Source organism: Rhodococcus sp. MEB032, from assembly GCF_030208925.1.
GTDB classification, from domain to species: domain Bacteria; phylum Actinomycetota; class Actinomycetes; order Mycobacteriales; family Mycobacteriaceae; genus Rhodococcus_F; species Rhodococcus_F qingshengii.
In genome coordinates this window covers 22319-44785 of record NZ_JARVSY010000025.1, presented here as the reverse complement: position 1 = coordinate 44785, position 22467 = coordinate 22319, and the positions used below count along the sequence as shown (strand labels likewise).

Below are 22467 nucleotides of genomic sequence, written 5' to 3'. Positions count from 1 at the left end.
TCGGCGGCGCGTCAAGTAAGCGTCAAGATCCGCCCCACCGGTGATCTTCGGGAGTAGATCTGAAGGTAGCCCGCAACACGGCGGGTCACCTTCAGGAGATCGACGTGACGCTACTCGAAATCTTCCCCTCCCTACGCGGCGCAATGACACCGCGTATGGATCCTGCGTTGTGGCCCATCAGTACTCGCCACGACCACAGCGGGCGTGTCTGCATCGGCGACGTCTCCCTCGAAGAGATCGCGGACCAGTACGGCACACCGACGTACGTCGTCGACGAGGCGGACGTGCGGCACCGCTGCCGCACGTATCGAGAGATCTTCCCCGACTCGGAGATCGTGTACGCCGGCAAGGCACTGATGATTCGAGCGATGGCTACCTGGGTCTCCGACGAGGGACTCGGGGTGGATGTCTGTTCCGCCGGTGAACTCGCCGTCGCGCTTGCCGCGGGCGTGGACCCCAACCGAATCATCCTGCACGGCAATGCCAAATCGGTTTCCGAACTGAGGGCGGCGGTCAACGCGGGTGTCGGCCGGATCGTCCTCGACTCCCCCAGCGAAGCGGTACGGCTCGCGTCGGTGTGCACCCACCGACAGAAGGTGTTGGTCAGAGTCACACCCGGCATCGACATACACGGACACAAGGCAGTGTCCACGGGCATCGTGGACCAAAAGTTCGGCCTACCAGCGTTTTCCGAAGAACTGGAACATACGGTATCCGTCGTCGCCAACGCGACGCACCTGCAGCTCATCGGCCTGCATTGCCATCTCGGCTCCCAGATCACCGATCCCGAACTCTTCCGCCCCGCGATCGAGACGATGATCGCACAGATGGACGACATACGACGCACGCATCGAATCATCCTCACCGAACTCGATCTCGGCGGTGGCCATGGGATCGCCTACGTGCCGGGAGATGCCCAATTGGATCTGACCCGCCTCGCTCACGTCATCGACGAAACTCTCGACGACGCGTGCACCCGAAACCGCTTCCCTCGCCCCGAAATCGTGCTCGAGCCTGGCCGAGCGATCGCTGCGCGGGCCGGAGTCACGCTCTATCGCGTACAGAACATCAAGTCGATCAGCGGGGGACGAACCTTCGTCTCCGTCGACGGCGGGATGAGCGACAACCCTCGGGTGTCGTTGTACGACAGCCACTACGACGTCGAACTGGTGAACCGGCATTCGCGCGCACCGCTCCAGGAAGTAACCGTCGCCGGGCGACACTGCGAATCGGGCGACGAAATTGCCGTCGGAGCAAGGCTTCCCGCCGACCTACATGAAGGTGACCTGTTGGCAGTGCCGTGTACGGGCGCATACCACCACAGCATGGCCTCCACCTACAACAGCGTCGGCCGGCCGCCGGTCGTCGCCGTGCTGGGCGGGATTGCGCGGCCGTTGATCAGGCGCGAATCGATCAACGACCTGCTGGCCCGCGAGGTCGGCATCTGACCTCACGGGCGCCTGAGCCTCAGCGCCTGCGGCGACTACCGGTGCCGAAGATGTTTCGCGAAATCTCGCGTCCCGCAGCCGAAGCCGCCGAGCGCAGGAAACTCTTGACAGCCGAGTTGCCCAAGATCTGCTCGGCGATGTTGGGGCCCTCCGGCTCGGCCGGCGGCGGTGGCGGCAGATCGGGCAGCGACGGAAGATCCAGAGACTGATCCGCTGTCGGAGCACCGGCCACCTTGGCCGTCAGCTTCTCGTACGCCGACTCGCGGTCGATGGTCTGGCCGTACTTCTGATTCAGCGGACTCGACGACGCGGCCGCCTTGATCGCGTCGTTGCCGATGGTGTCCATCAGCGACCTCGGAGGACGAATCTTGGTCCAGGCCACCGGCGTCGGCGCACCCTTTTCCGAGAGTACGGTCACGATGGCTTCACCGATGCTGAGTGAAGTCAGTGCCTTTTCCAGGTCGTAGTGCTCGGTTTTCGGGTACGTGCGGACGGTCTTGTTGAGGGCTTTCTGATCGTCGGGCGTGAAGGCACGCAGGGCGTGCTGAACCCGCGCACCCAACTGTGACAGCACCGAATTCGGAATGTCGGTCGGAAGTTGCGTGCAGAAGAACACACCGACGCCCTTGGAACGAATGAGCTTGACCGTCTGTTCCACCTGCTGAAGGAAGGCCTTCGACGCGTCCGCGAACAGAAGGTGCGCCTCGTCGAAGATGAACACGAGCTTCGGCTTGTCCAGATCTCCCTCTTCGGGCAGCGTCTGGAACAGGTCCGCGAGCACCCACATCAGGAAGGTGGAGAACATTGCCGGGCGCGCCGCCTGGGCACCGAGTTCGAACAGCGTGATCACACCGGCACCGCCGACGACACGCAGCAGATCCTCGGTTTCGAGTTCCGGTTCACCGAAGAAGGTGTCACCACCATCTGCTTCGAGGTTGACCAACGCGCGCAGAATCACTCCCGCCGTCGCCGAGGAAACTCCGCCGATACCCTTCAGATCGGCCTTGCCCTCAGCGCTCGTCAGGTGCGCGATGACCGAACGCAGATCCTTGAGGTCCAGCAGGGCCAGGCCCTGAGTGTCGGCCCAGTGGAAGATCAGCCCTAGAGTCGACTCCTGGGTCTCGTTGAGGCCCAACACTTTACTGAGCAGGATCGGCCCGAAACTGGTGATGGTCGCGCGCACCGGGATACCGATTCCGTCCGTTCCCAACGACAAGAACTCGACTGGCATCCCAGCGGGAGTCCACGAATCGTCGCCCGTCTCGACTGCGCGAGACTTCATCTTCTCGCTCGGATCCCCCGCCTTCGACAGACCCGAGAGATCGCCCTTGACGTCGGCCATCACAACCGGCACACCCGCGGCGGACAGCTGCTCGGCGATGCCCTGCAACGTCTTGGTCTTGCCGGTACCCGTCGCACCGGCGATCAGACCGTGACGGTTGATCGTCGCCAACGGAATCCGCACCCGTGCGGTGGGATCTGCCACACCGTCGATAACCACCGAGCCGAGCTCGAGTGCCCGCCCCTCGGATGAATAGCCCGCCGCGATTTCAGCGGCAGCACCCGAGGGCACCTGAGCAGCGGGGGTGGCTCCGGCCGATGCTTCGGCCTCAGCGGCAGCCGCTTCCTTCTCGGCTTCCTCAGCTGCTGCAGCGGCTTCAGCTGCAATCCGAGCGGCTTCGGCAGCGGCAGCCTTGGCAGCTTTCGCCTTCTCCGCCGGCGTCAGCGGCGCTGCTCCGTCCTTCGGATCCACGGTCATCGAAAAGCCCTCCTCGTTGCAATGCGGCGAAGTTCTTGTCATCACCCGAACGCCGTCTTACACACGTCGAGTTTCCACCGCAGACCTTATCCCGCGCCCGCGCGCACTACTGTGTTCCTGGTGCAGGACAAATTGGTATGGATCGATTGTGAAATGACCGGGCTGCGACTCGAGTCGGACAAACTCATCGAGATTGCGGCTCTGGTGACCGACAGCGACTTGAACATCTTGGGCGAAGGTGTGGACATCGTCATCCACGCCGACGACGACGCGTTGGCTGCAATGCCCGACGTCGTGAAGAAGATGCACGCAAAGTCGGGACTGACCGAAGAGGTTCGTAAGTCGACGGTCACCCTCGCCGAGGCGGAGAAAGAGGTGCTCGCGTACATCCGCAAGCACGTTCCCGTCGCCGGTACGGCTCCCTTGGCAGGCAATTCAATCGCCACCGACCGCGGATTCATCTCACGGGACATGACGGCACTGGACACATACCTGCACTACCGGATGATCGACGTCAGCTCCATCAAAGAACTCTCCCGCCGCTGGTACCCGCGAATCTACTTCGGCCAGCCCGAAAAAGGTCTCGCCCACCGGGCACTCGCCGACATCAAGGAATCCATCCGCGAACTCAAGTACTACCGCGGCACTGCATTCGTCGCGGCGCCCGGACCGTCGAGCGCGGAGATTGCAGCCGTCGTAGAGGGCTTGGGTCCCGCCTGACCTGCCGATTGGCTTCCTGACCGACTTTCGCGCTAGTATCTCTTTCGTCAAAGCAGCCGGGTCAAACCGGTGGCCGAGGCAATGGTGGGCGTAGTTCAGTTGGTAGAGCACCAGGTTGTGATCCTGGCTGTCGCGGGTTCGAGTCCCGTCGCTCACCCAAGCGGAACCCCCGAAGATGTCGAAAGACATTTTCGGGGGTTCTTTTGGTTTGTGCGCCAGCCCCAATCTCCCCTTCCACCGCCGGGTGAACGTATCGCTCCCCTTCTCTGACGGGGGCAGCGATACGTTCACCCGAAGTGGGTGGGGTGGCGACCGCGACAAATCGCGCGCTCCCGAGCAACCCGTGCCCGAGCCGAGCGAACGTACCTCTGGTCGCCTCAGAAAGACCGAAAGCCACTTTCGCTCGCATCGGGGTAGCTGGAATTCGCCGCAAATGGCCCAGCCGTCGATCACTCGGGCGACGGTTGCGGCTCCCAGACACCTACGACGGTCCCCTCGCGAACATGTCGCTCGTACGCCGAAACCTTGTCGTGGATGACGTTCAGGTTTTCCTGCATCGCAGCGATCCTGGATCGAATCAACTCCTCATGCGACTGTAAAAGTGAAAGCCGCTCTTTCTCGTTTCCCGGCCCTGACCTGACGAGAGCGGCGAATTCGCGGATCGTGGCGATCGGCATACCCGAGTCTCGGAAGCGATTGCACAGCTTCAACCAAGAGACATCGCTTTCGGAGTAGACCCGACGCCCACCTGCCGAGCGCGCCACCTCGTGAACGAGCAATTCCTCACGTTCGAAGTATCGAAGGGAATCGATACTGATTCCGGTCTGGACAGCGACGTCACCGATTGACAGTTCGCGCATTGCCTGGCGACCTTTCCTTGACCTGGAGTGCACTCCAGATTTTACGGTCGCAGTCATGAATTCCATCCAGCGCAAAATCAACACCGGATTCTCCCGAGTCTCCACTGCCGACGACGTACTTGCCGGACAAGATTTAACGGGCACTACGGTTTTGGTCACTGGCGGGTACTCCGGACTGGGATATGAGGTTTCGCAGTCACTTTCTTCGGTCGGGGCGCGAGTTGTAGTTCTTGCCCGCCGACCAGAACAGGCACGGAGCGCGGTGGCCGACCTTCCGGGTATCGAAGTGCGAGCGTGCGACCTGTCGGACCCGAGCAGTGTCAGATCGTGTGCGCGAGAAATTCTCGAATCCCGGATCACTCCGGACATCATCATCTGCAATGCGGGGGTCATGGCCTGCCCGGAACTCCGTGTCGGCTCCGGCTGGGAATCACAATTCGCGATCAATCACCTCGGGCACTTTGTACTGGTGAACCTGCTTGTGCCAGCCATGCCCGCAAACGGCTCTCGCGTCGTAGCGGTCTCGTCGGCGGGACATTTTCTGTCGGGAGTGCGTTGGAATGACATACATTTCCGCAACGGTTACGACCGCTGGCTTGCGTACGGTCAAGCCAAGACTGCCAATGCTCTATTCGCTGTACAGCTGGCGAGCTCCGGTGCTTCACGCGGTATCAGTGCGTTCTCCGTCCATCCCGGGAGCATCCTCACTCCCCTTCAACGTCACTTCTCTGCATCGGAGAAACACGATCTCGGATGGACGACGCCGAATGGCGACGCCGTGCCGGGGTTCAAGACTCCCTCCCAGGGCGCCGCTACAACGGTGTGGGCAGCGACGGCACCGATACTCGCCGATCACTCCGGCGCGTATCTCCAGGACTGCAACATCGCGGACGTCGCGCAGACTGATGACATGAGCGTCGGCGGAGTGAAACCTTGGGCTACCGATCCCGCCGACGCACGCAGATTGTGGGCACTGTCCGCTGAGATGACCGGAGTGGACGCGTTCGGTCGACGCTGACACCGAGCGAACGTACCTCCCGTCGCCTCAGATAGACCGAGAGGCACTTTCGCTCACAAAAGGTGTGCAGATGCAGAAATGCCCCCAACCGGACGGTCGGGGGCATTCTGCCGTTCAAGGCTTCAGGGACGCACTCAGACGTCCGCGTTGCCGGTCTTCCAGACGCTCCAGGGGATGTTCCAGTCACCGAGGCCGTCGGTGCCGGAGAGAGTGCCGCCGACGGTGTTCTTGACGACGACGATGTCCCCACGCTTGGTGTTGTCGTAGACCCACTTGGCGTTGGACGGGCTCAGGTTGAGGCAGCCGTGACTGGTGTTGGAGTAGCCCTGCTGCCCGACCGACCACGGCGCCGAGTGGAAGAAGATACCGCTGTAGGACATTCGGGTCGCCCAGTCGACGGGGGTCTTGTAACCCTGCGCCGAGGTGACCGGGACGCCGTACGTGGACGAGTCCATGATCATGTTCGCGAAGCGGTCACCGATGATGTAGACGCCGTTGTCGGTAGGAGTGCTGTCCTTGCCCATGGAGGTGGGCATGGTCATGACAGTCTCACCGTTGACCTGGAAAGTGACCTGCTTGGTGTTGTCGTCCGCCGTGGCGATGACGGCATCACCGATGGTGAAGGAACTCTTCGCGTCTTCCTGCCCGAAGACTCCCTTGCCGAGATTGCGCCCGTACACGTTGACGCTCACGTCGACCTTGGTGCCCGGTGCCCAGTAGTTCTCCGGACGCCAACGGACCTCACGATTGTTGACCCAGTAGAACGCACCTTCGACGGCCGGAGTCGTGGTGACGGTGATCGCAGCTTCGGCAGCCTTGCGATCGGGGATGTTCTCGTCGAACTGCACCGCGATGGGCTGACCGATGCCGACCACGTCACCCTCGTTGGGCAAGACATACGGCTTGGTGACGTTGCCGGGCGCGCTGGTGGTGAAGGACGTGACCGTCGTACTGGCGCCACCCAATCCGAATGCGCGGGCCTCGATTTTGTACTTGCGGTTGTAGCCGAGTGGCTCGGTGGTGGTCCACGACGCACCGTCGGCAGCAATCGCGCCGGCAACTGCCTTGCCGTCCTGATTGACCATCGTCACGTCGGACAGAGCGCCGTCAGCGACGTTGATCTTGACCGGGTCGCCCGGCGAGAAGCCGACAGCGCCGTCGGCAGCGGTCGAGGTGAGCTTCGGCTTGATGAGTTCGGTGAGCGGATTGGAATCGATCGGCGCCGACCCTTCGGTACTGACGTCCTTGCCGCCCGACGTACACGCGGTCATCAGAACGAGAGCACCGAGAGACGCCGCGATCATCGCCGCGCCCTTCGACGCTCGACCGTTCCCCCCGCGCACGGACAGACCCCACCTTTGACGACTCATCGTTCGACTCCGCTTCACAATTTCTCCGACTAACTTCCGCGTCACATGCGAATCCCACCTACCGGAAGGCAAGTGGGACTTGCGGTATGACTGCGCTGCACCAATGATGCCAGGCGCGCTCGTTACCAACGGTCATGAAAGCCCACGCCGTCAGTAACGTTCAAGTATCAATCGCTCCGAACCGTCCGTTTTGTTACCGCTTTCAGCGGATTTCCTCCGATCGGACTACAGCGGTGACGCCTCCACCTGGCGATTTGCTCCCGAACCGGCGATTCGGCTAATGTTCTGTCTCGCAAGAGCGAGCGCCTATAGCTCAGTTGGTAGAGCAAGTGACTCTTAATCACTGGGTCCGGGGTTCGAGTCCCTGTGGGCGCACTTGCAAAGGTCCCCACCTTCTTCGGAAGGTGGGGATTTTTCTTTGTGTCGTGGTGGACAGGTTGTGGTGAATAGACTTCACAGTTATCGGAACCACGGCCTGGAGGATTGATGACCGAGCGCGAAACCACACCGGGCAGCGAGCTGGCATTTGCCGGGGTTGCGGGTCAGGCCGCTCTGATCCGGTCCGGAGAATTATCGGCCCGCGAGCTCACCGAGAACACACTTCGCCGTATCGAACGCCTCGATTCGACGCTCAATGCTTTTGTGCGGGTTCTCGCAGACGAAGCGCTCGACGAAGCGACACGTCTCGATCAGCGCCAGGCCGACGGCCACAGCCTGGGCCCACTGCACGGAGTCCCGATCGCGATCAAAGACGAGAACGACGTCGCCGGAACGCCGACGACGTACGGCGGTGCGGCAGCAACTCGCATCGCATCGGCCGATTCAGAGGTCGTCCGGCGGTTGCGCGAAGCCGGCGCGGTGATCGTCGGCAAGACGACGATGCCCGAGTTCGGCATCTGGCCCTTCACGGAGACTGCTGCAAACGGCTACACCAGAAACCCTTGGGACACCGGCGTATCCACGGGCGGATCGAGCGGAGGATCTGCGTCGGCCGTCGCGTCGGGCATGGTCGCAGCGGCAATCGGCGGCGACGGCGGCGGTTCCATCCGACTGCCTTCGGCGTTCTGCGGGTTGTTCGGACTCAAACCGCAGCGCGGTCGGGTGAGCACCGCGCCGAACCGCAACCTCTGGCGCGGACTCGGCACGCTAGGCCCTCTCACTCGTTCCGTCGAGGACAGCGCGCTCGTGTACGACGTGATAACCGGTACCACCGGGACCGACGACTACACAGCCGAAACGCTCCGCACCAGCTTTGCCGAGTCAGCCGCGTCGGCGCCCGGGCCGCTTCGCATTGCAGTGTCCACCCGGAGTCCGGTCCGGGGCGTCCGCCCGTCCCCGGAGGTCGTTGCCGCGGTGCATTCGATCGCAGAGATGTTGAGCGCGTTGGGACATCACGTCGAAGAGCACGATCCCGAGTACCCGGACGCAACTGCAGCATTTCTCCCCCAGGTGCTCGGCGGCGTCCGCGACGAAGCACTGCGCGTCGATCATCCAGCGTTACTCGAGAAGCGCACACGAGCACTCGCGTCGATCGGCCGGATAGCCGCTCCCGCGCGCGTCGGGAAATTCGCTTACCGCAAAGGCGAGCGAATCGCAGCGACGGTCAACCAGGTCTTCGACACCTTCGACCTGGTCCTGATGCCGACCACGCCCGCGCTGCCACGCCCGATCGGACAACTCGAAGGAACCGGCCTTCTGTCAGCAGTCCGCAAGGCGTTGCCGATCGCCGCCTACTGTTCGATCTGGAATGTCTGCGGCAACCCGGCGGCCGCTGTGCCCGCCGGGTTCTCCGAACGCGGACTCCCCCTGAGCGTCCAACTGGTCGGGCGCAGCGGTGGTGAACCGACCATTCTCGCCGTCGCACAGCAGTTGGAAAGCACCGTCCGCTGGCCGGATTCGCACCCTCCACACTCGTGAATTCCGGAAGCGATGTAACCATCGTCACCACGATGAACACGCGTTTTGCAAACTCCTGAGCCTGTCGGCTAATGTTCTGTCTCGCAAGAGCGAGCGCCTATAGCTCAGTTGGTAGAGCAAGTGACTCTTAATCACTGGGTCCGGGGTTCGAGTCCCTGTGGGCGCACTTGCAAGAAGGCCCCCACCTCACCAGGTGGGGGCCTTCTTCATGTTCTGTCTTCGACAACTCGGGTCAGCGAATGATCTTCCGGACCACGAGTATTCCCACCACTGAACCGACTGCGATCAGCGCGTACTTCACTGCCGGCTCGTTGAGCTTGGCGAGCACCGTCTTCTTGGTGTTCTCGACCAGCCGCTTCGGGTTGGTGCGGACCGTCAGTTCGTCGAGTGTGCTCGCGAGCTGGTTACGCGCCTTCTCGATCTCGCGTTCGATGCTCTCGGTGTCCCTGGGCACGTGTCCTCCAACTTGTCTGTGTTCTGCTGCTCTGTGTGCGGGTCTGCTGTGCGGACGCAGCGCGCCGACACTTCGCTCTACCGTAGAGGAGCAGAATGCCCTCGCGCCCACCTGCCGCGCAATTTCTCGACTAACCTCGATTCCCGTGACCGAGAACAGTAGATTGTCCGCCGGCGACGTCGCGCCGGATTTCGCGCTCCCAGACGCCGATGGCAACGAGGTTTCCCTTCACGATTACCGCGGCCGCAAGGTCATCGTGTACTTCTACCCGGCGGCCAGCACCCCGGGGTGCACCAAGCAGGCCTGCGACTTCCGTGACAGCCTCGCCGAGCTGAACGGCGCCGGCCTCGAAGTCATCGGAATCTCGCCGGACAAGCCCGCAAAACTCGCGAAGTTCCGCGATACCGAAGAGTTGACCTTCCCGCTGCTCTCCGATCCCGAGAAGGCGACGCTCGAAGCCTGGGGCGCGTTCGGTGAGAAGAAGATGTACGGCAAGACCGTCCAGGGCGTCATCCGCTCGACGTTCCTCGTCGACGAGGAAGGCAAGATCGAGGTGGCCCAGTACAACGTCCGGGCCACCGGCCACGTCGCCAAGCTACGACGCGATCTGTCGGTCTAACTCCCGTACCGGCTCAAGAACAGAGCCTCCGCGAAAGCGAGATTCTCGATCTCCGACGGGTCGACGCTTTCGTCGGGCGCATGAATGCGGCATTGCGGTTCCTCGACGCCGATCAACGCGATCTCCGCGTCGGGGAACTGCTCGGCCAGTGCACTGCACAGCGGTATCGATCCCCCTTGGCCGGCAAATCCGACTTCGCGGCCGTAGGCATCGGTGAACGCGGACTTCAGCTGCGCGAAACCTGCACCCTCCGTCGAGGACGAGAACGGCGATCCCGTCGATTCCGGAACGACCTCGATGTGGACGCCCCACGGCGCCGCCGCGCGGAGGTGGTCCGTCAACAACTTCTGTGCCTGCGCCGGATCCGTGCCAGGCGGGACACGAAGATTCAGGCGCGCCGACGCGCGGGGCGTGATCGCCGCCGCCGAACCCACGACCGGCGGGCAGTCGATACCCAGGATGGTCAGCGCCGGACGAGCCCACACCTGCTCGGCGACCGAACCGGAACCAGTCAGCTGCACCCCTTCGAGCACCCCGGCGTCGGAGCGGAACTGATCGCCGTCATAACTGACACCCGCCCATTCCTGGTCGTTGGTCAAGCCTTCGACAGTGGTGTTTCCGGCGCTGTCGTGCAGCGTCGAGAGTATGTGCACCAGCGCGGTGATCGCATCGGGCGCCGGTCCACCGAAGACACCGGAGTGAATCTCACCCTCGAGCGTCGACACGTGGACCACAACATTCGCGATCCCGCGCAATGACGTCGTGATCGTCGGCTCCCCGACTTCGGTGTTGCCGGTATCGGCGATCAGGATCATGTCGGCTGCAAAAAGTTCGGGCCGCTCTCGCACCAGATCCTCGAGACCGCCAGTGCCCATCTCCTCGGATCCTTCGGCGACGAGCGTCAGGTGGACGCTCGGGTCCACACCGGCTGCGGCGAGCGCTCGCAGAGCTGTCAGATGCATGACGACGTTGCCCTTGCAGTCGGAAGCGCCCCGTCCGTACCACCGTCCGTCGCGCTCGGTGAGCGTGAAAGGCGGGGAGCCCCAGAGCTCTTCGTTTCCGGGCGGCTGAACGTCGTAGTGGCAGTACAGCAGAACGGTCGGAGCACCGCCCGGGCCTGGTCGACGCCCGACAACCGCGGCCGAACCGTCGGAGGTCTCGATCGCCTCGATATCGGCGAAACCCTGAGCCCGGAATGCCTCCAGGACCCAATGCGCAGCGGCCGCGCATTCTTCCGGCGGGTACTGCCGTGCATCGGCAACGGACTTCATCGCCACAAGTGCACTCAGATCCTCACGGGCACGCGGCATGAGTTCACCTACCGCGGTTCGCAGTTCTTCCGTCATCGTCTCCCTCTCCTCGGCATCGAATCTCGGTGTGCCCGAAGAATCTCAGTCTGCCCGAATCGGACGTAGGCAGGCGCCAGGATCGCCGTTGCGCCACACCGCGCAGCAACCTCTTCGGCTACTGGACAGTTGGTCACCTAGTATCGAGGTGTGGCAACAGCATCGGGACTCGTGTGCGCGCACCTGCGCGGTGCGTTTCGACCGATCACGACCGCCGAAGTAGGTGGCCGATGACACCGGATAATGCACAAGTCCCAAATTCGACAGAAAACACCGATAGCCTGGAAGACGTGCAGCCCACGACTCGTCACCGCGCGCGGCGACGAGTCGACCCAGCACTGGAGAATCCCCAGAGCCTCGAAGAACCGCAGGAACTGCTGCCGCGCAAGCGTCCGACGCAAGAGCGCAGCCAGCGTAAATTCGACGCACTCCTGGCTGCGTCACGGGAACTCCTCACCGATGTCGGTTTCGAATCGTTCACCTGTGAAGAAGTCGCGGCACGTGCTGACGTCCCGATTGGGACGCTTTACCAGTTCTTCGCGAACAAGTACGTCATCGTGTGCGAATTGAACCGCCAGGACCTCGTCGGGGTCCAGCACGAGCTTGCTCAGTTCGGCGGCGAAGTACCCTCGCTCGACTGGTTGCGGTTCCTGAACAGTTTCGTCGATCACATGGCCGGGCTGTGGACGTCAGATCCGTCGCGCCGCGAGGTCTGGCTGGCGATGCAGTCGACGCCGTCCACGCGGGCAACCGGAGTCATTCACGAAAAGCAGTTCGCCGAGACCGTAGCGAAAATGCTCGGCCCGTTGACGCCTCGTACGCGGCGAGATCGTCGCCTGATGATGGCGGAAGTTCTTGTCCACGTGGTGTATTCGATGCTCAATTTCTCGGTTCAGGACGGTCAGTCGCATGCCGACGCCGTCGCCGAACTGAAAAGGTTGATGATCGCGTATCTCCTCGTCGCCGAGAAGGAATCCCGCACGAAGGACTAGTCGAACGACAAAGAGCCGGTCTCCCCTTGGGAGACCGGCTCTTTCGTGTGCGGCAGTGCTACTCCGGGTCGGATTCGATGACCGCGAAAGCGCCCGCCATGTCCCCGTCGTGGGTGAGCGAAATATGAATCTTCACTCCGGTCAGGTGTTTGGCCACGTCACCGCGAAGCCGGATGCCGGGGCGCCCCCAGGCGTCCGAGACGACCTCGATCTGATTGTGGATCATTTCCCCCAGCACCGGTGGGCCGGCGAAGAGAGCAGTTGACCATGCCTTGATCACTGCTTCCTTCGCAGCCCACCGGGCGGCGAAATGTCGTGCCGGTTCGGAGCTCCGGGTAGCGGCGTCTCGACGCTCGCCCGGTGTGAAGTTGTCGAGCATTGCCGTTCCCGGCCTGTTCAATTGCTCGGCGAACTCCGACACCGTCACGAGGTCGAAACCGATACCCAGAACTCCCATACCGTGACTACTACTTGCAGCCGGGCAGATTCGAGCGGTACACCTGGTCTGCGCCGAGTCGTGCGTCCTCGCTCAGCAGCATGTCCGCTTCGAGCTGACGCGACGCCTTGGCCGGCGTTCCGTCGGCACCGAGGCGACGATCCGCCGGGCGCTCGTAGAGGCTGTCGCCACCGCACATCGCCTTCGCGAGGCGACGCTGACCGTCGATCGTCCGCTGCTGGGCCGCAGCAACATAAGCGTCACGCTTGTCGGCCGGGACCGACTCGACGAATGCCTGCGGGTGCACGACTGCGATCAATCCGGAGACGTGACCGAAGCCGAGGCTGGTCAGCAGGCCCGCGCGCAGCGGAAGATGCTCACCGAACTTGAGCGGCTGACGTGCCCACACGAGGTGCTCGAATTCGGCCATCTTGTCGTCGACGCAGTCGAGGCTGCGGTTCGGCGGGACGATGCCCTGGCTCAGTACCTGGCAGAGCCCGATCAGCTGGAAGGCTGCGGCACCACCCTTGGCGTGACCGGTCAGGCTCTTCTGCGAGACCACGAACATCGGCGCGCCTTCACTGCGTCCCAATGCCCCGGCGAGGCGCTCGTGCAGCTCTGCCTCGTTGGGATCGTTGGCGGCAGTGGAGGTGTCGTGCTTGGAGATCACGGCGATGTCGTCGGCGCTCACGCCGAGTGCGTTGAGCGAGAGTGCAAGCTGCGAATCCGCTCCCCCACGTCCGGCGCCCAAAGCTCCGAGTCCCGGTGCCGGGATCGAGGTGTGGACACCGTCGGCGAACGATCCGGCCCAGGCGACCACACCGAGGACGGGAAGACCCATCTCGAGTGCCAGGTCACCGCGAGCGAGGAGAATCGTTCCGCCACCGGCCGACTCGACGAATCCGCCGCGGCGACGATCGTTGGCCCGCGAGAAGCGGCGATCCTCGATGCCCTTGGCATGCATGTCCTCGGTCTTGGCAGTGGCCGACATGTCGCCGAAGCCGATGATGCCTTCCGTGCTCAGATCGTCGAACCCGCCGGCAACAACCAACTGCGCCTTGCCGAGTCGGATCTTGTCGACGCCTTCTTCGACGGATACCGCTGCCGTGGCGCAGGCGGCGACGGGGTGAACCATCGCACCGTAACCGCCGACGTACGACTGAACGACGTGCGCTGCAATGACGTTCGGCAGCGCTTCCTGCAGGATGTCGTTCGGACGGTTCTCGCCGAGCAGCGTGTCGATGTACAGGCTCCTCATGGAGGTCATGCCGCCCATGCCGGTGCCCTGCGTGTTGGCGACCAGGCTCGGGTGTACCCAGCGGAGCAGTTCGCTCGGAGTGAAGCCGCCCGTCAGGAAGGCGTCCACCGTTGCGACGATGTTCCAGAGTCCGACGCGGTCGACCGAATCTGCCATGTCGGCGGGGATGCCCCACTTGGTGACGTCGAAGTTGGTCGGAATCTGGCCGCCGACACTGCGAGTCAGCTTCATCTTGCGCGGGACGCGGATCTCGGTGCCTGCGCGGCGGGTGACCGTCCAGTCTCCGGACTCGGCGGAAACCGTCGCCGTCGTGTTCTCCGGATCGGATTCGACGAAGGCCTGAGCCTCTGCCTCACTGCCGACCACGAAGCTCAGATCCTTGTCCAGGAACACGGAGGTGAGCAGCGGAGCGGTGTTGTCGATCATCGCGCCCTCGTCGACGTAGCGACGGATGCCGCAACGCTCGACGACTGCGTCGTGGTACTTGTCGGCGATTTCCGCCTCGGGTACCAGGTCACCGGATTCGACGTCGTACCAGCCCGGCTTGGGGTCGTTCTCCCAGACGATGAGTCCGGTGTTCCACGCCAATTCGAGAACGCCTGCGGCAGAGAGCTGCTCGTCGACCTCCATCTCGAAGCGGGTACGCGAGGAACCGTAGGGTCCGAGCTCTCCGGCACCCACGATGACCACGAGGTCCGCGGGGGTGACGTCCAGTTCGGGCCAGCTCGGAGCCTTGACCGAGTCGTCGATGCGAGCCGGAGCGGGCAGCGCCAGGATGCTGGACTCGTCCACTGCTTCGTCGACAGCTTCGGCGATCTCGGCAACCTCGGCAGCTTCCTTGGCCAAAGCACCCAGATCCAGGTTGGCCTCGGACAGTCCGCCGGTCAGGTCGACCTCGAGCGGAGCCTCGGCAGCAGCGCGCCGCGACTCGCGGGTTGCCGTCTTCAGCAGTTCGGTCGCCATCTCCTGGGTGGACCAGGTGCGGACGCCCGCAGCTTCGACTGCGTCGACGATGGGATCGTTGTGACCCATGAGTCCGGTTCCGCGAACCCAACCGATGACCGCATGTGCCAACGTGACCCGCTCGGCCCAGTTGCGCTCGGCCTTCCAGCGATTGACCACGGCGATCAGCGAAGCCTTGGCCTCACCGTATGCACCGTCGCCGCCGAACGTTCCGCGGTTCGGCGAACCGGGCAGCACTACGTGCAGGTGCGTGTCGACATCGCTGTCGTAACCGATCTTCGACAGACCGCCGATGAGGCGCTCCACCGACCAGAGCAGCACGCGCATTTCCATTTCGGCGCGAGCGCCGGCGTCGGAGAGTTCGCCGCCGACACGGGGAGCTGCGAAGGGGAAGAGCATCGTCGGCGTCATGGCCGGCTTGATGAGCTTCTTTGCGCCGCCTGCGTTCTCGGTGGCCTCGTTGCCGATCCAGTCGATCAGTGCGTCGACGTCGGTGTACGACGCCATGTTCGCGGGAACCACCCAGAGGGCGGCACCGGCGCGAGCATTCTCGCGGTACAGGTCGCGGTAGAAGCCCAGACGCTGACCGTCGAGTCGCGAGGTGGTCACGAATACCGTTGCGCCACCGGCAAGGAGCTTGCCCGTGACCGCTGCCGCGATGGAACCCTTGCTGGCGCCCGTCACTACTGCGACCTCGCCTGCCCACTCGGGTGCGTCGGATTCTGCCGCAGCAGCCGCATCAGCGATGCGGGTGTAGACCTCGGCGAGTGGGGTGCGGCCTTCGTCGGTTGCACGGGTGGCCCACCACTTCGCCTGTGCGGCGACGGTGGAGCCGGCACCGATGAAGTTCTCGACCGACAACGCGGTGTCACCGAGCCAAATGCGAGCGAGATCCTCACGCGCACTTGCCCAGCGGTCGTCGAGCAGCACGGCCTTCTGCGCGTCGAATGCCGGAGCAACCAGACGCGGCCAGTCGGAGCCGAGTTCAGCCGAGACCAGGTCGACCAGTTCGGTGTCCTCGACCGTCGCGACTGCCGTTTCTTCGTTCAGTCCGAGCTGCTCGAGTACCAGGCGTGCGGCCGAGGCCAGAACGCCGTTGCGACCGGTGATGTTCTCGGTGAACTCACCCAGAGCGGCTGCGTCGACGGTTCCGCCGCTTCCGCCGCCGGTAGCCGGCAACGAGACGCTGACTCCGCGAGCAGACCCGACCGAGGCAACTGCGCTGTCGATGACTGCGTCCACTGCTGCAGCGTCGGCCAGTGCGCCGGAGCTCAGGCCACCGAGGTCGCCGCCGCGGATGCTGGCGCCGTCACGGGTACCGAGAGCCACTGCTGCGGTGACGTGATGTGCCCAGCCGTCGCCCAGCTCCCAGACCTTCTTGACGCGGTCGGCGATGTAGCCGGGACGCTTGCCCGAGGGGCCGAAGACCTTGCGTAGGTGATCGTTGATCGAATCGGAGAGCACCGGTCCGAACGGCTTGTACGTACGGGCGAGCTTGTCGACGGTTGCCCCCAGGGAGCCCATGTCGGCGTCTGCGGCCCCGTCGATGGCACCGAGGGAGAGCTCGGAGCCGAGGTCGACCAGAAGCTGGTTGCGACGCGAGGAAACGCCGTCGCACAGTGCCTCGATCGTGTCCGCGGGGCCCACCTGATCGGGACGGAGCTTGGTCCACAGGCTGATCAGGACCTTCGTGGCGTCGGGCGCCTTGAAGGTGAGGTCGTCCGGACGCGGTCCACCCGAAGGTGCAGCCGGCGCGGCAGCGGCAACCGGAGCAGCGGCCGCGGCGACCGGAGCAGCCTGCGCGGCAGGCGCTTCGATCTCGTCGTCGTCATCGACAGCGGGGTCGACGTCGGTGCCGTAGACGATCGCAGCTTCGCGCTCGACGTTGAGAACCTCGACCGGGTAGCCGAAGCGGCCCGGCAGCTTGAGGGTCTGCGACGCGAGGTTCGCGACGGTCGGGGCAGCGCCGAGACCGATCTCGACGAAGCGTTCGACCCCGAGCCCTCCTTCGGACTCGTCACCGAAGAGCAGGTCCTGCGTCTCGATCCAACGGACCGGGCTGGCGAACTGCCAAGCCAGCAGCTCGATCAGGATGATGCGGGACAACTCGTGAGTGCGCGTTGCGTAGCTGTCGAAGTCTGCGAGGACTTCCTGCAGCGGCTCGGACGGCACCAAGTCGGCGATTTCCTGAACGAAGTCACGACGCAGCGAGAACGGCTTCGGAACCAGGTTCGGGATGTAGCGGCCGATCAGGATGTCCGGGTCGATGTCGTGCGGGAGCAAGTCCTGCAGGCACACGCGGAAGTCCGCCACGCCACCGCGAAGGACGGTGGAGTGGAACGGCACGTCGATGCCGGGAACCTGGATGTATGCCCGCTTGCCACCGAATTCTGCTCGGCGACGGTCGATTTCGACCTCGAGTGCGTCGAGACCGGCTACCGAACCGGCGATGGCGTACTGGCTGCCGCGCAGGTTCAGGTTGACGATTTCGAGGAACTCACCGGAGGTCTCGGCGACACCGGCGACGAAGCCCTGCACGTCGTCGTCGGAAACACCGATCTGCGACGGGCGAATAGCGGCCATGCGGTAGTCGGAGCGTCCGGCTTCGTCACGGGGAACGAGCTGGTGCATGGCGGAGCCACGCTGGAAGACGACCTCGAGAAGTGCTTCGAGCGGGAAAACCTCGGCGACAGCGGCGAGTGCGTTGTACTCACCGACCGAGTGACCGGCCAGAAGGGAATCCTCGATGAAGGTTCCGGATTCGCGCAGCTCGGCAACCTGGGCAACACCGAGAACGGCCATGGCCACCTGGGTGAACTGAGTCAGGTGCAAGACACCGTCGGGATGCCTGTGCTCGACACCACGGGCCTTGACGGTCACCGGGTTGTCGCGCACGACAGCGAGAATCGAGAATCCGAGTGCCTTACGAGTGTGCTTGTCCGCGCGCTCCCAGACGTCGCGGGCGGCCTTGGAGCGTGCGCGAGCGTCGAGGCCCATGCCCGGGCGCTGAATGCCCTGGCCGGGGAAGGCGTAGACGGTCTTCGGCGCGGCGGTGCGGCCGGTGGCGACCATGACCAGTTCACCGTCGATGCGGCAGCCGACCTCGACGATTTCCGCGCCCTGGTCGATACCGACACGATCGACACGGACGTCGATCTCGGCGCCGGGTCGAACCATCCCGAGGAAGCGAGCTGTCCAGGCGGTCAGGCGGCGCGGCGGGACGCGGGTCTCGCCCGGGTCGACTGCGGTGACTACCTGCTGCGCTGCGGCGGAGAGCCACATGCCGTGCACGATCGGGGTTCCGAGGCCGGCCAGCAGAGCGGCGTTGTCGGAGGTGTGAATCGGGTTGTGGTCACCGGAAACCTGAGCGAACGCGCCCATGCTGACCGGAGCGAGGATCTTCGCGTCACGGCGACGACGCCGCGAGGTGTCGACAGCCGCATCGCTGATCGATCCACCGGCGCGAGCCGGGTCGGCGAGTTCGCCTGCACCGGTGCGTCCGCGGATCGCGAAACGCTCGGTCATGGTGACGACTGCGGGGGCGTCGAGGCCCTCGCCGAGCATGGCACCGACCTCGACCTTGACCTCGACGACACGACCGAGGTCGGTGTCGAGAACCGAGGCGACCTCGGCATTGACCACGAGAATGCTTGTCTCGGAGGGAAGTTCACCGACGAAGTCGACGGTGTGGTCGAGGTGGACCAGGTCGAGCATGCCTTCGATAACGGAAAGACTGTCGAGCTTGGCTGCGCCGAGGACTGCGAACACTGCAGGCCAGCATGCTCCGACGACGACGTCCGGAACAGCCTTGCCGCTGACACTGAGCGTGGCGGGCAGACCCGAACCGGTGACACCGGCGTGATCGGCGATGCGATCGGGAACCCACGCGACGTTGAGGCGAGCCTTGCCGTTCTTGACTGTCGGAAGTTCCTGTCCGGCAGCAACTGCCAGGAGCGCGGACATCGCACCTTCGGCATCGGCTTCGGTGACAACCGGAGCGCCGCCGTCGACGACGGACTCGGGGATCGTGATCGTGATGTCGACGGACTTGCCTGCCACCAACGGAACCGAAAGCAGCACGTGCGAGGAATCGACGACGGTCAGACTGGAACCGGTGGTGCCGTGAACTGCCTTGTCGGCAGACTCTGCACTCCACTCGTCGAGGTCGCCGAGACGACGGACGGGGTTCTGGGTCAGGCGGCCGGCCCACTGGAGGTCAGGAGCCGAGAGAACGGCGTCGAGAAGTCCGGGTGCGGAATCCTGGTGGCGACGGCTCGCGAGTGCAACCGGAGTGGTTCCGGCAGCAACCAATTCGTCGTAGGTCGCCTTCTCGAAGCGATCGAGCAGGTCACCGACCGGCTCGTCGACACGGGTGATGCCGGCGACGGCAACGGTGCCGGGGATGACGCAAACCTGATCGGCGGTGTAGCGGGGGTCGTGTGCCTGCCACAGGGAGTCGCTGCGCCACCAACGACGCACGTCACCGTCGACGACGGGAACGAAGTTGACCGGCTTGCCCGGCGTCTTGCACAACGAGATGAAGAACGAGACGTCTGCGGGATGCAGAACGGTGGTCGAGTAGTCCGGGTACGACGCCTGCAGTGCGCAGATTGCAGCCTCGGGGCGCTCGAGGGTCTCGGCGTCAGCGAACAGCGTGGGGATCGGGCCGCGGTCGACCGGGTGCAGACGCGCCTCGGTGCGCTGGAGCATCTCGCCGAAGCGAGCACGCCAGGTGATGTCGAGCCACGGGCTCGACGTCGCCTCGACGATGGCGTCCTGAAGATCGGCGCCGCAGTCGAATTCTTTCGCCGCGTCGATGCCGACGGTCAGCTCGAGGTAGCGGCGCAGCCACTGTGCGTACGTCATGGTCTCGACGTCGCCGAAGTACGGCTTGGCGGTGACGTCGAGGGCGGCGATGATCTCGTCGCGGCGCTCGGCCACTGCCTCGGAATCGCCGGCAACCTCGTCGAGGAGGCGCCCGGTACGCGAAGCCGCGTTGTCGATCTCGTGGATGTCGGCACCGAGCTGGCTACGGCCGGAGGCCATTCCGCCTTCAGCGGTACCTGCACCGACCCAGTCCGGCGTACCGGGTGTGTCGACGAGGAGCTGCTTGACCTCGGGAGAGGTGGTGGCCTCGAGAGTCGCCATGGCTGCGGTGCCGACAAGGATGCCGTCGACGGGCATGGCCGGGAAACCGGCTGCGGCGGACCAGCGACCGGTCAGGTAATCGGCTGCGCGCTCAGGTGTTCCGATGCCGCCACCGACGCAGATGACCAGGTTCGGACGTGTACGCAGCTCGGCGTACGTGTCGAGGAGCAGGTCGTCGAGGTCTTCCCACGAGTGGTGTCCGCCGGCGCGGCCGCCTTCGATGTGGACGATGACCGGGAAGTTCGGAACCTCGTTGGCGATGCGGATCACGGAGCGGATCTGCGCCACGGTGCCGGGCTTGAATGCAATGTTGGTGATGCCGATCTCGGACAACTCGTCGATGAGAGCAACAGCCTCTTCGAGTTCCGGGATACCGGCGGTGACGATGACGCCGTCGATGGGAGCACCGGCGGTACGGGCACGCTGCACGAGGCGCTTGCCACCGAGTTGCAGCTTCCACAGGTACGGGTCGAGGAACAGGGAGTTGAACTGGACCGCGCGGCCCGGCTCGAGCAGCATCTTCAGCTCTGCGACACGGTCTTCGAAGATTTCTTCGGTGACCTGCCCGCCACCGGCAAGCTCGGCCCAGTGACCGGCATTGGCTGCCGCGGCAACGATCTTGGCGTCGACCGTCGTCGGCGTCATACCTGCGAGCAGGATGGGTGAACGACCGGTCAGCTTCGTGAACGCGGTCTCGACGCCGATACGGCCGCCGGGAAGCGCAACGGGCTTCGGCGCGAACTCGGACCACGAACGTGAGACCTCAGGTGCTGCACCGGGGGTGAGCAGATTGCGGTGTCCGCCGCGGGTGGCTGCGGCGATGATGCCGATGCCCTGTCCACGCAGCGAAGAGGACGTCATACGGGTCAGCTGATCGCTGGGTCCGAGATCGAGAATCCACTTGGCGCCGGCGGAGATTGCGCCGTCGACAGCCTCGACCCAGTCGACCGGATCGACGAGGACACCCTGCGCAAGTTCGCGCGCACGGTCCGCGTCGAGACCGCAACGGGTCGCCCAGCTGCCGACGAGTTCGACGGCCTCGGTCAATGCGGGGTGATGGAAGCCGATTTCGGTGTCGAGCGGATCGAAGGACGGCGCGAAGACGGAACCGCCACGCTTCTTAGCCTCACGCTCGCGGGCTTCCTCGGCTTCGATCTGCTCGCAACGCTCTTGCACGCGTGCCAGCTGAGCGGGCGGCCCGGCGAGAACGACGCGGCGACGGCCGTTGCGGATGGCGAGGACAGCCGCGCGCTCAGGCGCCACACCCTCGGCAAGCTCGGCGACGATGGCGGCGAGACGCTCGGGATCGACGCCCGAGACCGCAACCATCGGCTTCGCGGAGGCGCCGGCGATGACGCCGCGGCGACGGCCGACCAAGCTGGCAGCAGCACCGACGAGCTGTGCGACGGCGAGGAGTTCACCGTCGTCGTTGCCCTGCGCGGCTACGGCAGCCGTGGCCAGAAGGCCCTGCGAGTGGCCGATGACGGCAGCCGGCGGGTTACCGGCTACATCCAGACCCTGAGCGGAGAGTGCACGCAACGCCGCAAGCTGCGTGAGGAAGACGCCGGGGAGTGACACCGGAGCTGCGGTGAGCGCGGCAGCGGAAGGCCCGGCCGACTTCTCACCTTCTTCTTCGTCGACGATCTCGGCTTCGAGCATCCACGCGATCGGATCGAATCCGACCGGGCGAACCACGAGGAGATCCTGTGCGACGGGCGCGAGGCGTGCGGCTGCGTCATTGACCAGATCGGTCAGAACGGGCTCCAGGCCGTTGTCACGGCTGAGCTCCTCGAGCGAGGTGAGCCAGGGAGCGCCCTGTCCACCGAAAGCGATTGCGTAGGAAACGCCGTTGTTCAGCGAATCGACGAGGGCACCTTTGCTGGTCGTGCGGGACTGTCCCCCATCGACGCCGAAACGGCGCCCACCCTTCGAGTCGCGTCCGTTTCCTGTAGGTGTCGTGTCATCGATCGTCACGCGTACGTCCTCTCCTGGTCACCTCTGCGGCGAGGTGGGATTTGCGGTGTGCTGCCCGGCTGAAGTGCTCGCGAATTCGTCGAGAGAATCGACGGAGTCAGGGCGTTCGTGCAAGACAAGGTTTACACAGAATCATGAGGATTTCCTCACGTTTGTCGGCACCCTGGAAATCTGGACTTTCGGGG

At 64.3% G+C, this 22467-nt stretch carries 13 protein-coding genes and 3 tRNA genes; 9 read left to right on the top strand and 7 right to left on the bottom strand.

Annotated features, from left to right (window positions below):
• The first annotated feature begins 104 nt into the window (after positions 1-104).
• Positions 105-1448 carry a diaminopimelate decarboxylase gene (gene lysA / locus QRN54_RS23040; protein WP_047270266.1) on the top strand — a complete coding sequence of 448 codons (1344 nt, stop codon included), beginning with the start codon at positions 105-107 and terminating at the stop codon, positions 1446-1448.
• Between the two features lie 19 nt (positions 1449-1467).
• On the opposite strand, the gene QRN54_RS23035 is transcribed toward lysA, so the two are convergent.
• Complete coding sequence (locus tag QRN54_RS23035) at positions 1468-3207, bottom strand: helicase HerA-like domain-containing protein (RefSeq protein ID WP_285183122.1); 1740 nt, start codon at positions 3205-3207, stop codon at positions 1468-1470.
• A gap of 120 nt (positions 3208-3327) precedes the next feature.
• On the opposite strand from QRN54_RS23035, the gene orn reads away from it, so the two are divergent.
• Together orn and QRN54_RS23025 are read left to right on the top strand one after the other, a co-directional pair.
• Entirely contained in the window at positions 3328-3927 is a 600-nt protein-coding gene (orn, locus tag QRN54_RS23030; RefSeq protein ID WP_024487359.1) for an oligoribonuclease, read from the top strand.
• A gap of 84 nt (positions 3928-4011) precedes the next feature.
• Positions 4012-4084: transfer RNA gene (locus tag QRN54_RS23025), tRNA-His, on the top strand.
• A 292-nt stretch (positions 4085-4376) separates the two neighbouring features.
• Here QRN54_RS23025 and QRN54_RS23020 read toward each other — a convergent pair.
• Positions 4377-4787 carry a MerR family transcriptional regulator gene (locus QRN54_RS23020; protein ID WP_099698696.1) on the bottom strand — a complete coding sequence of 137 codons (411 nt, stop codon included), beginning with the start codon at positions 4785-4787 and terminating at the stop codon, positions 4377-4379.
• A 55-nt stretch (positions 4788-4842) separates the two neighbouring features.
• Between QRN54_RS23020 and QRN54_RS23015 the strand changes: the two genes are divergently transcribed.
• On the top strand, positions 4843-5805 hold the full coding sequence (locus QRN54_RS23015; protein ID WP_058038876.1) for an oxidoreductase: 963 nt from the start codon (positions 4843-4845) through the stop codon (positions 5803-5805).
• A 134-nt stretch (positions 5806-5939) separates the two neighbouring features.
• Here the strand turns inward: QRN54_RS23015 and QRN54_RS23010 are convergent, their stop codons facing one another.
• Complete coding sequence (locus tag QRN54_RS23010; protein ID WP_125052658.1) at positions 5940-7109, bottom strand: L,D-transpeptidase; 1170 nt, start codon at positions 7107-7109, stop codon at positions 5940-5942.
• A 368-nt stretch (positions 7110-7477) separates the two neighbouring features.
• On the opposite strand from QRN54_RS23010, the gene QRN54_RS23005 reads away from it, so the two are divergent.
• From QRN54_RS23005 to QRN54_RS22995, 3 genes are all read left to right on the top strand, one after another.
• Positions 7478-7550, top strand: a tRNA-Lys gene (locus QRN54_RS23005).
• A gap of 111 nt (positions 7551-7661) precedes the next feature.
• Positions 7662-9092, top strand: coding sequence for an amidase (locus QRN54_RS23000; RefSeq protein WP_285183121.1), 1431 nt, complete (start codon positions 7662-7664; stop codon positions 9090-9092).
• A gap of 93 nt (positions 9093-9185) precedes the next feature.
• Positions 9186-9258, top strand: a tRNA-Lys gene (locus QRN54_RS22995).
• Between the two features lie 66 nt (positions 9259-9324).
• Here the strand turns inward: QRN54_RS22995 and QRN54_RS22990 are convergent.
• On the bottom strand, positions 9325-9546 hold the full coding sequence (locus QRN54_RS22990) for a DUF3618 domain-containing protein (protein WP_007733292.1): 222 nt from the start codon (positions 9544-9546) through the stop codon (positions 9325-9327).
• Positions 9547-9691: 145 nt separating this feature from the next.
• Between QRN54_RS22990 and bcp the strand changes: the two genes are divergently transcribed.
• Positions 9692-10165 carry a thioredoxin-dependent thiol peroxidase gene (gene bcp / locus QRN54_RS22985; RefSeq protein WP_285183120.1) on the top strand — a complete coding sequence of 158 codons (474 nt, stop codon included), beginning with the start codon at positions 9692-9694 and terminating at the stop codon, positions 10163-10165.
• On the opposite strand, the gene QRN54_RS22980 is transcribed toward bcp, so the two are convergent.
• Positions 10162-11511, bottom strand: coding sequence for a dipeptidase (locus QRN54_RS22980; RefSeq protein WP_285183119.1), 1350 nt, complete (start codon positions 11509-11511; stop codon positions 10162-10164). The two genes, bcp and QRN54_RS22980, sit on opposite strands and share 4 nt — an antisense overlap.
• 290 nt (positions 11512-11801) lie before the next feature.
• Between QRN54_RS22980 and QRN54_RS22975 the strand changes: the two genes are divergently transcribed.
• Positions 11802-12503 carry a TetR family transcriptional regulator gene (locus QRN54_RS22975; RefSeq protein WP_003945379.1) on the top strand — a complete coding sequence of 234 codons (702 nt, stop codon included), beginning with the start codon at positions 11802-11804 and terminating at the stop codon, positions 12501-12503.
• A 58-nt stretch (positions 12504-12561) separates the two neighbouring features.
• Here QRN54_RS22975 and acpS read toward each other — a convergent pair whose 3' ends face one another.
• Entirely contained in the window at positions 12562-12960 is a 399-nt protein-coding gene (acpS, locus tag QRN54_RS22970) for a holo-ACP synthase AcpS (RefSeq protein ID WP_003945362.1), read from the bottom strand.
• Positions 12961-12970: 10 nt separating this feature from the next.
• Positions 12971-22282, bottom strand: coding sequence for a type I polyketide synthase (locus QRN54_RS22965; protein WP_285183118.1), 9312 nt, complete (start codon positions 22280-22282; stop codon positions 12971-12973).
• Positions 22283-22467 lie beyond the last annotated feature (185 nt).

Coding starts and splice junctions, on each gene's coding strand:
- QRN54_RS23035 (WP_285183122.1), bottom strand. CDS start 3,207: ATGACCGTGGATCCGAAGGACGGAGCAGCGCCGCTGACGCCGGCGGAG.
- QRN54_RS23020 (WP_099698696.1), bottom strand. CDS start 4,787: ATGCGCGAACTGTCAATCGGTGACGTCGCTGTCCAGACCGGAATCAGT.
- QRN54_RS23015 (WP_058038876.1), top strand. CDS start 4,843: ATGAATTCCATCCAGCGCAAAATCAACACCGGATTCTCCCGAGTCTCC.
- QRN54_RS23010 (WP_125052658.1), bottom strand. CDS start 7,109: ATGATCGCGGCGTCTCTCGGTGCTCTCGTTCTGATGACCGCGTGTACG.
- QRN54_RS23000 (WP_285183121.1), top strand. CDS start 7,662: ATGACCGAGCGCGAAACCACACCGGGCAGCGAGCTGGCATTTGCCGGG.
- QRN54_RS22980 (WP_285183119.1), bottom strand. CDS start 11,511: ATGACGGAAGAACTGCGAACCGCGGTAGGTGAACTCATGCCGCGTGCC.
- acpS (WP_003945362.1), bottom strand. CDS start 12,960: ATGGGAGTTCTGGGTATCGGTTTCGACCTCGTGACGGTGTCGGAGTTC.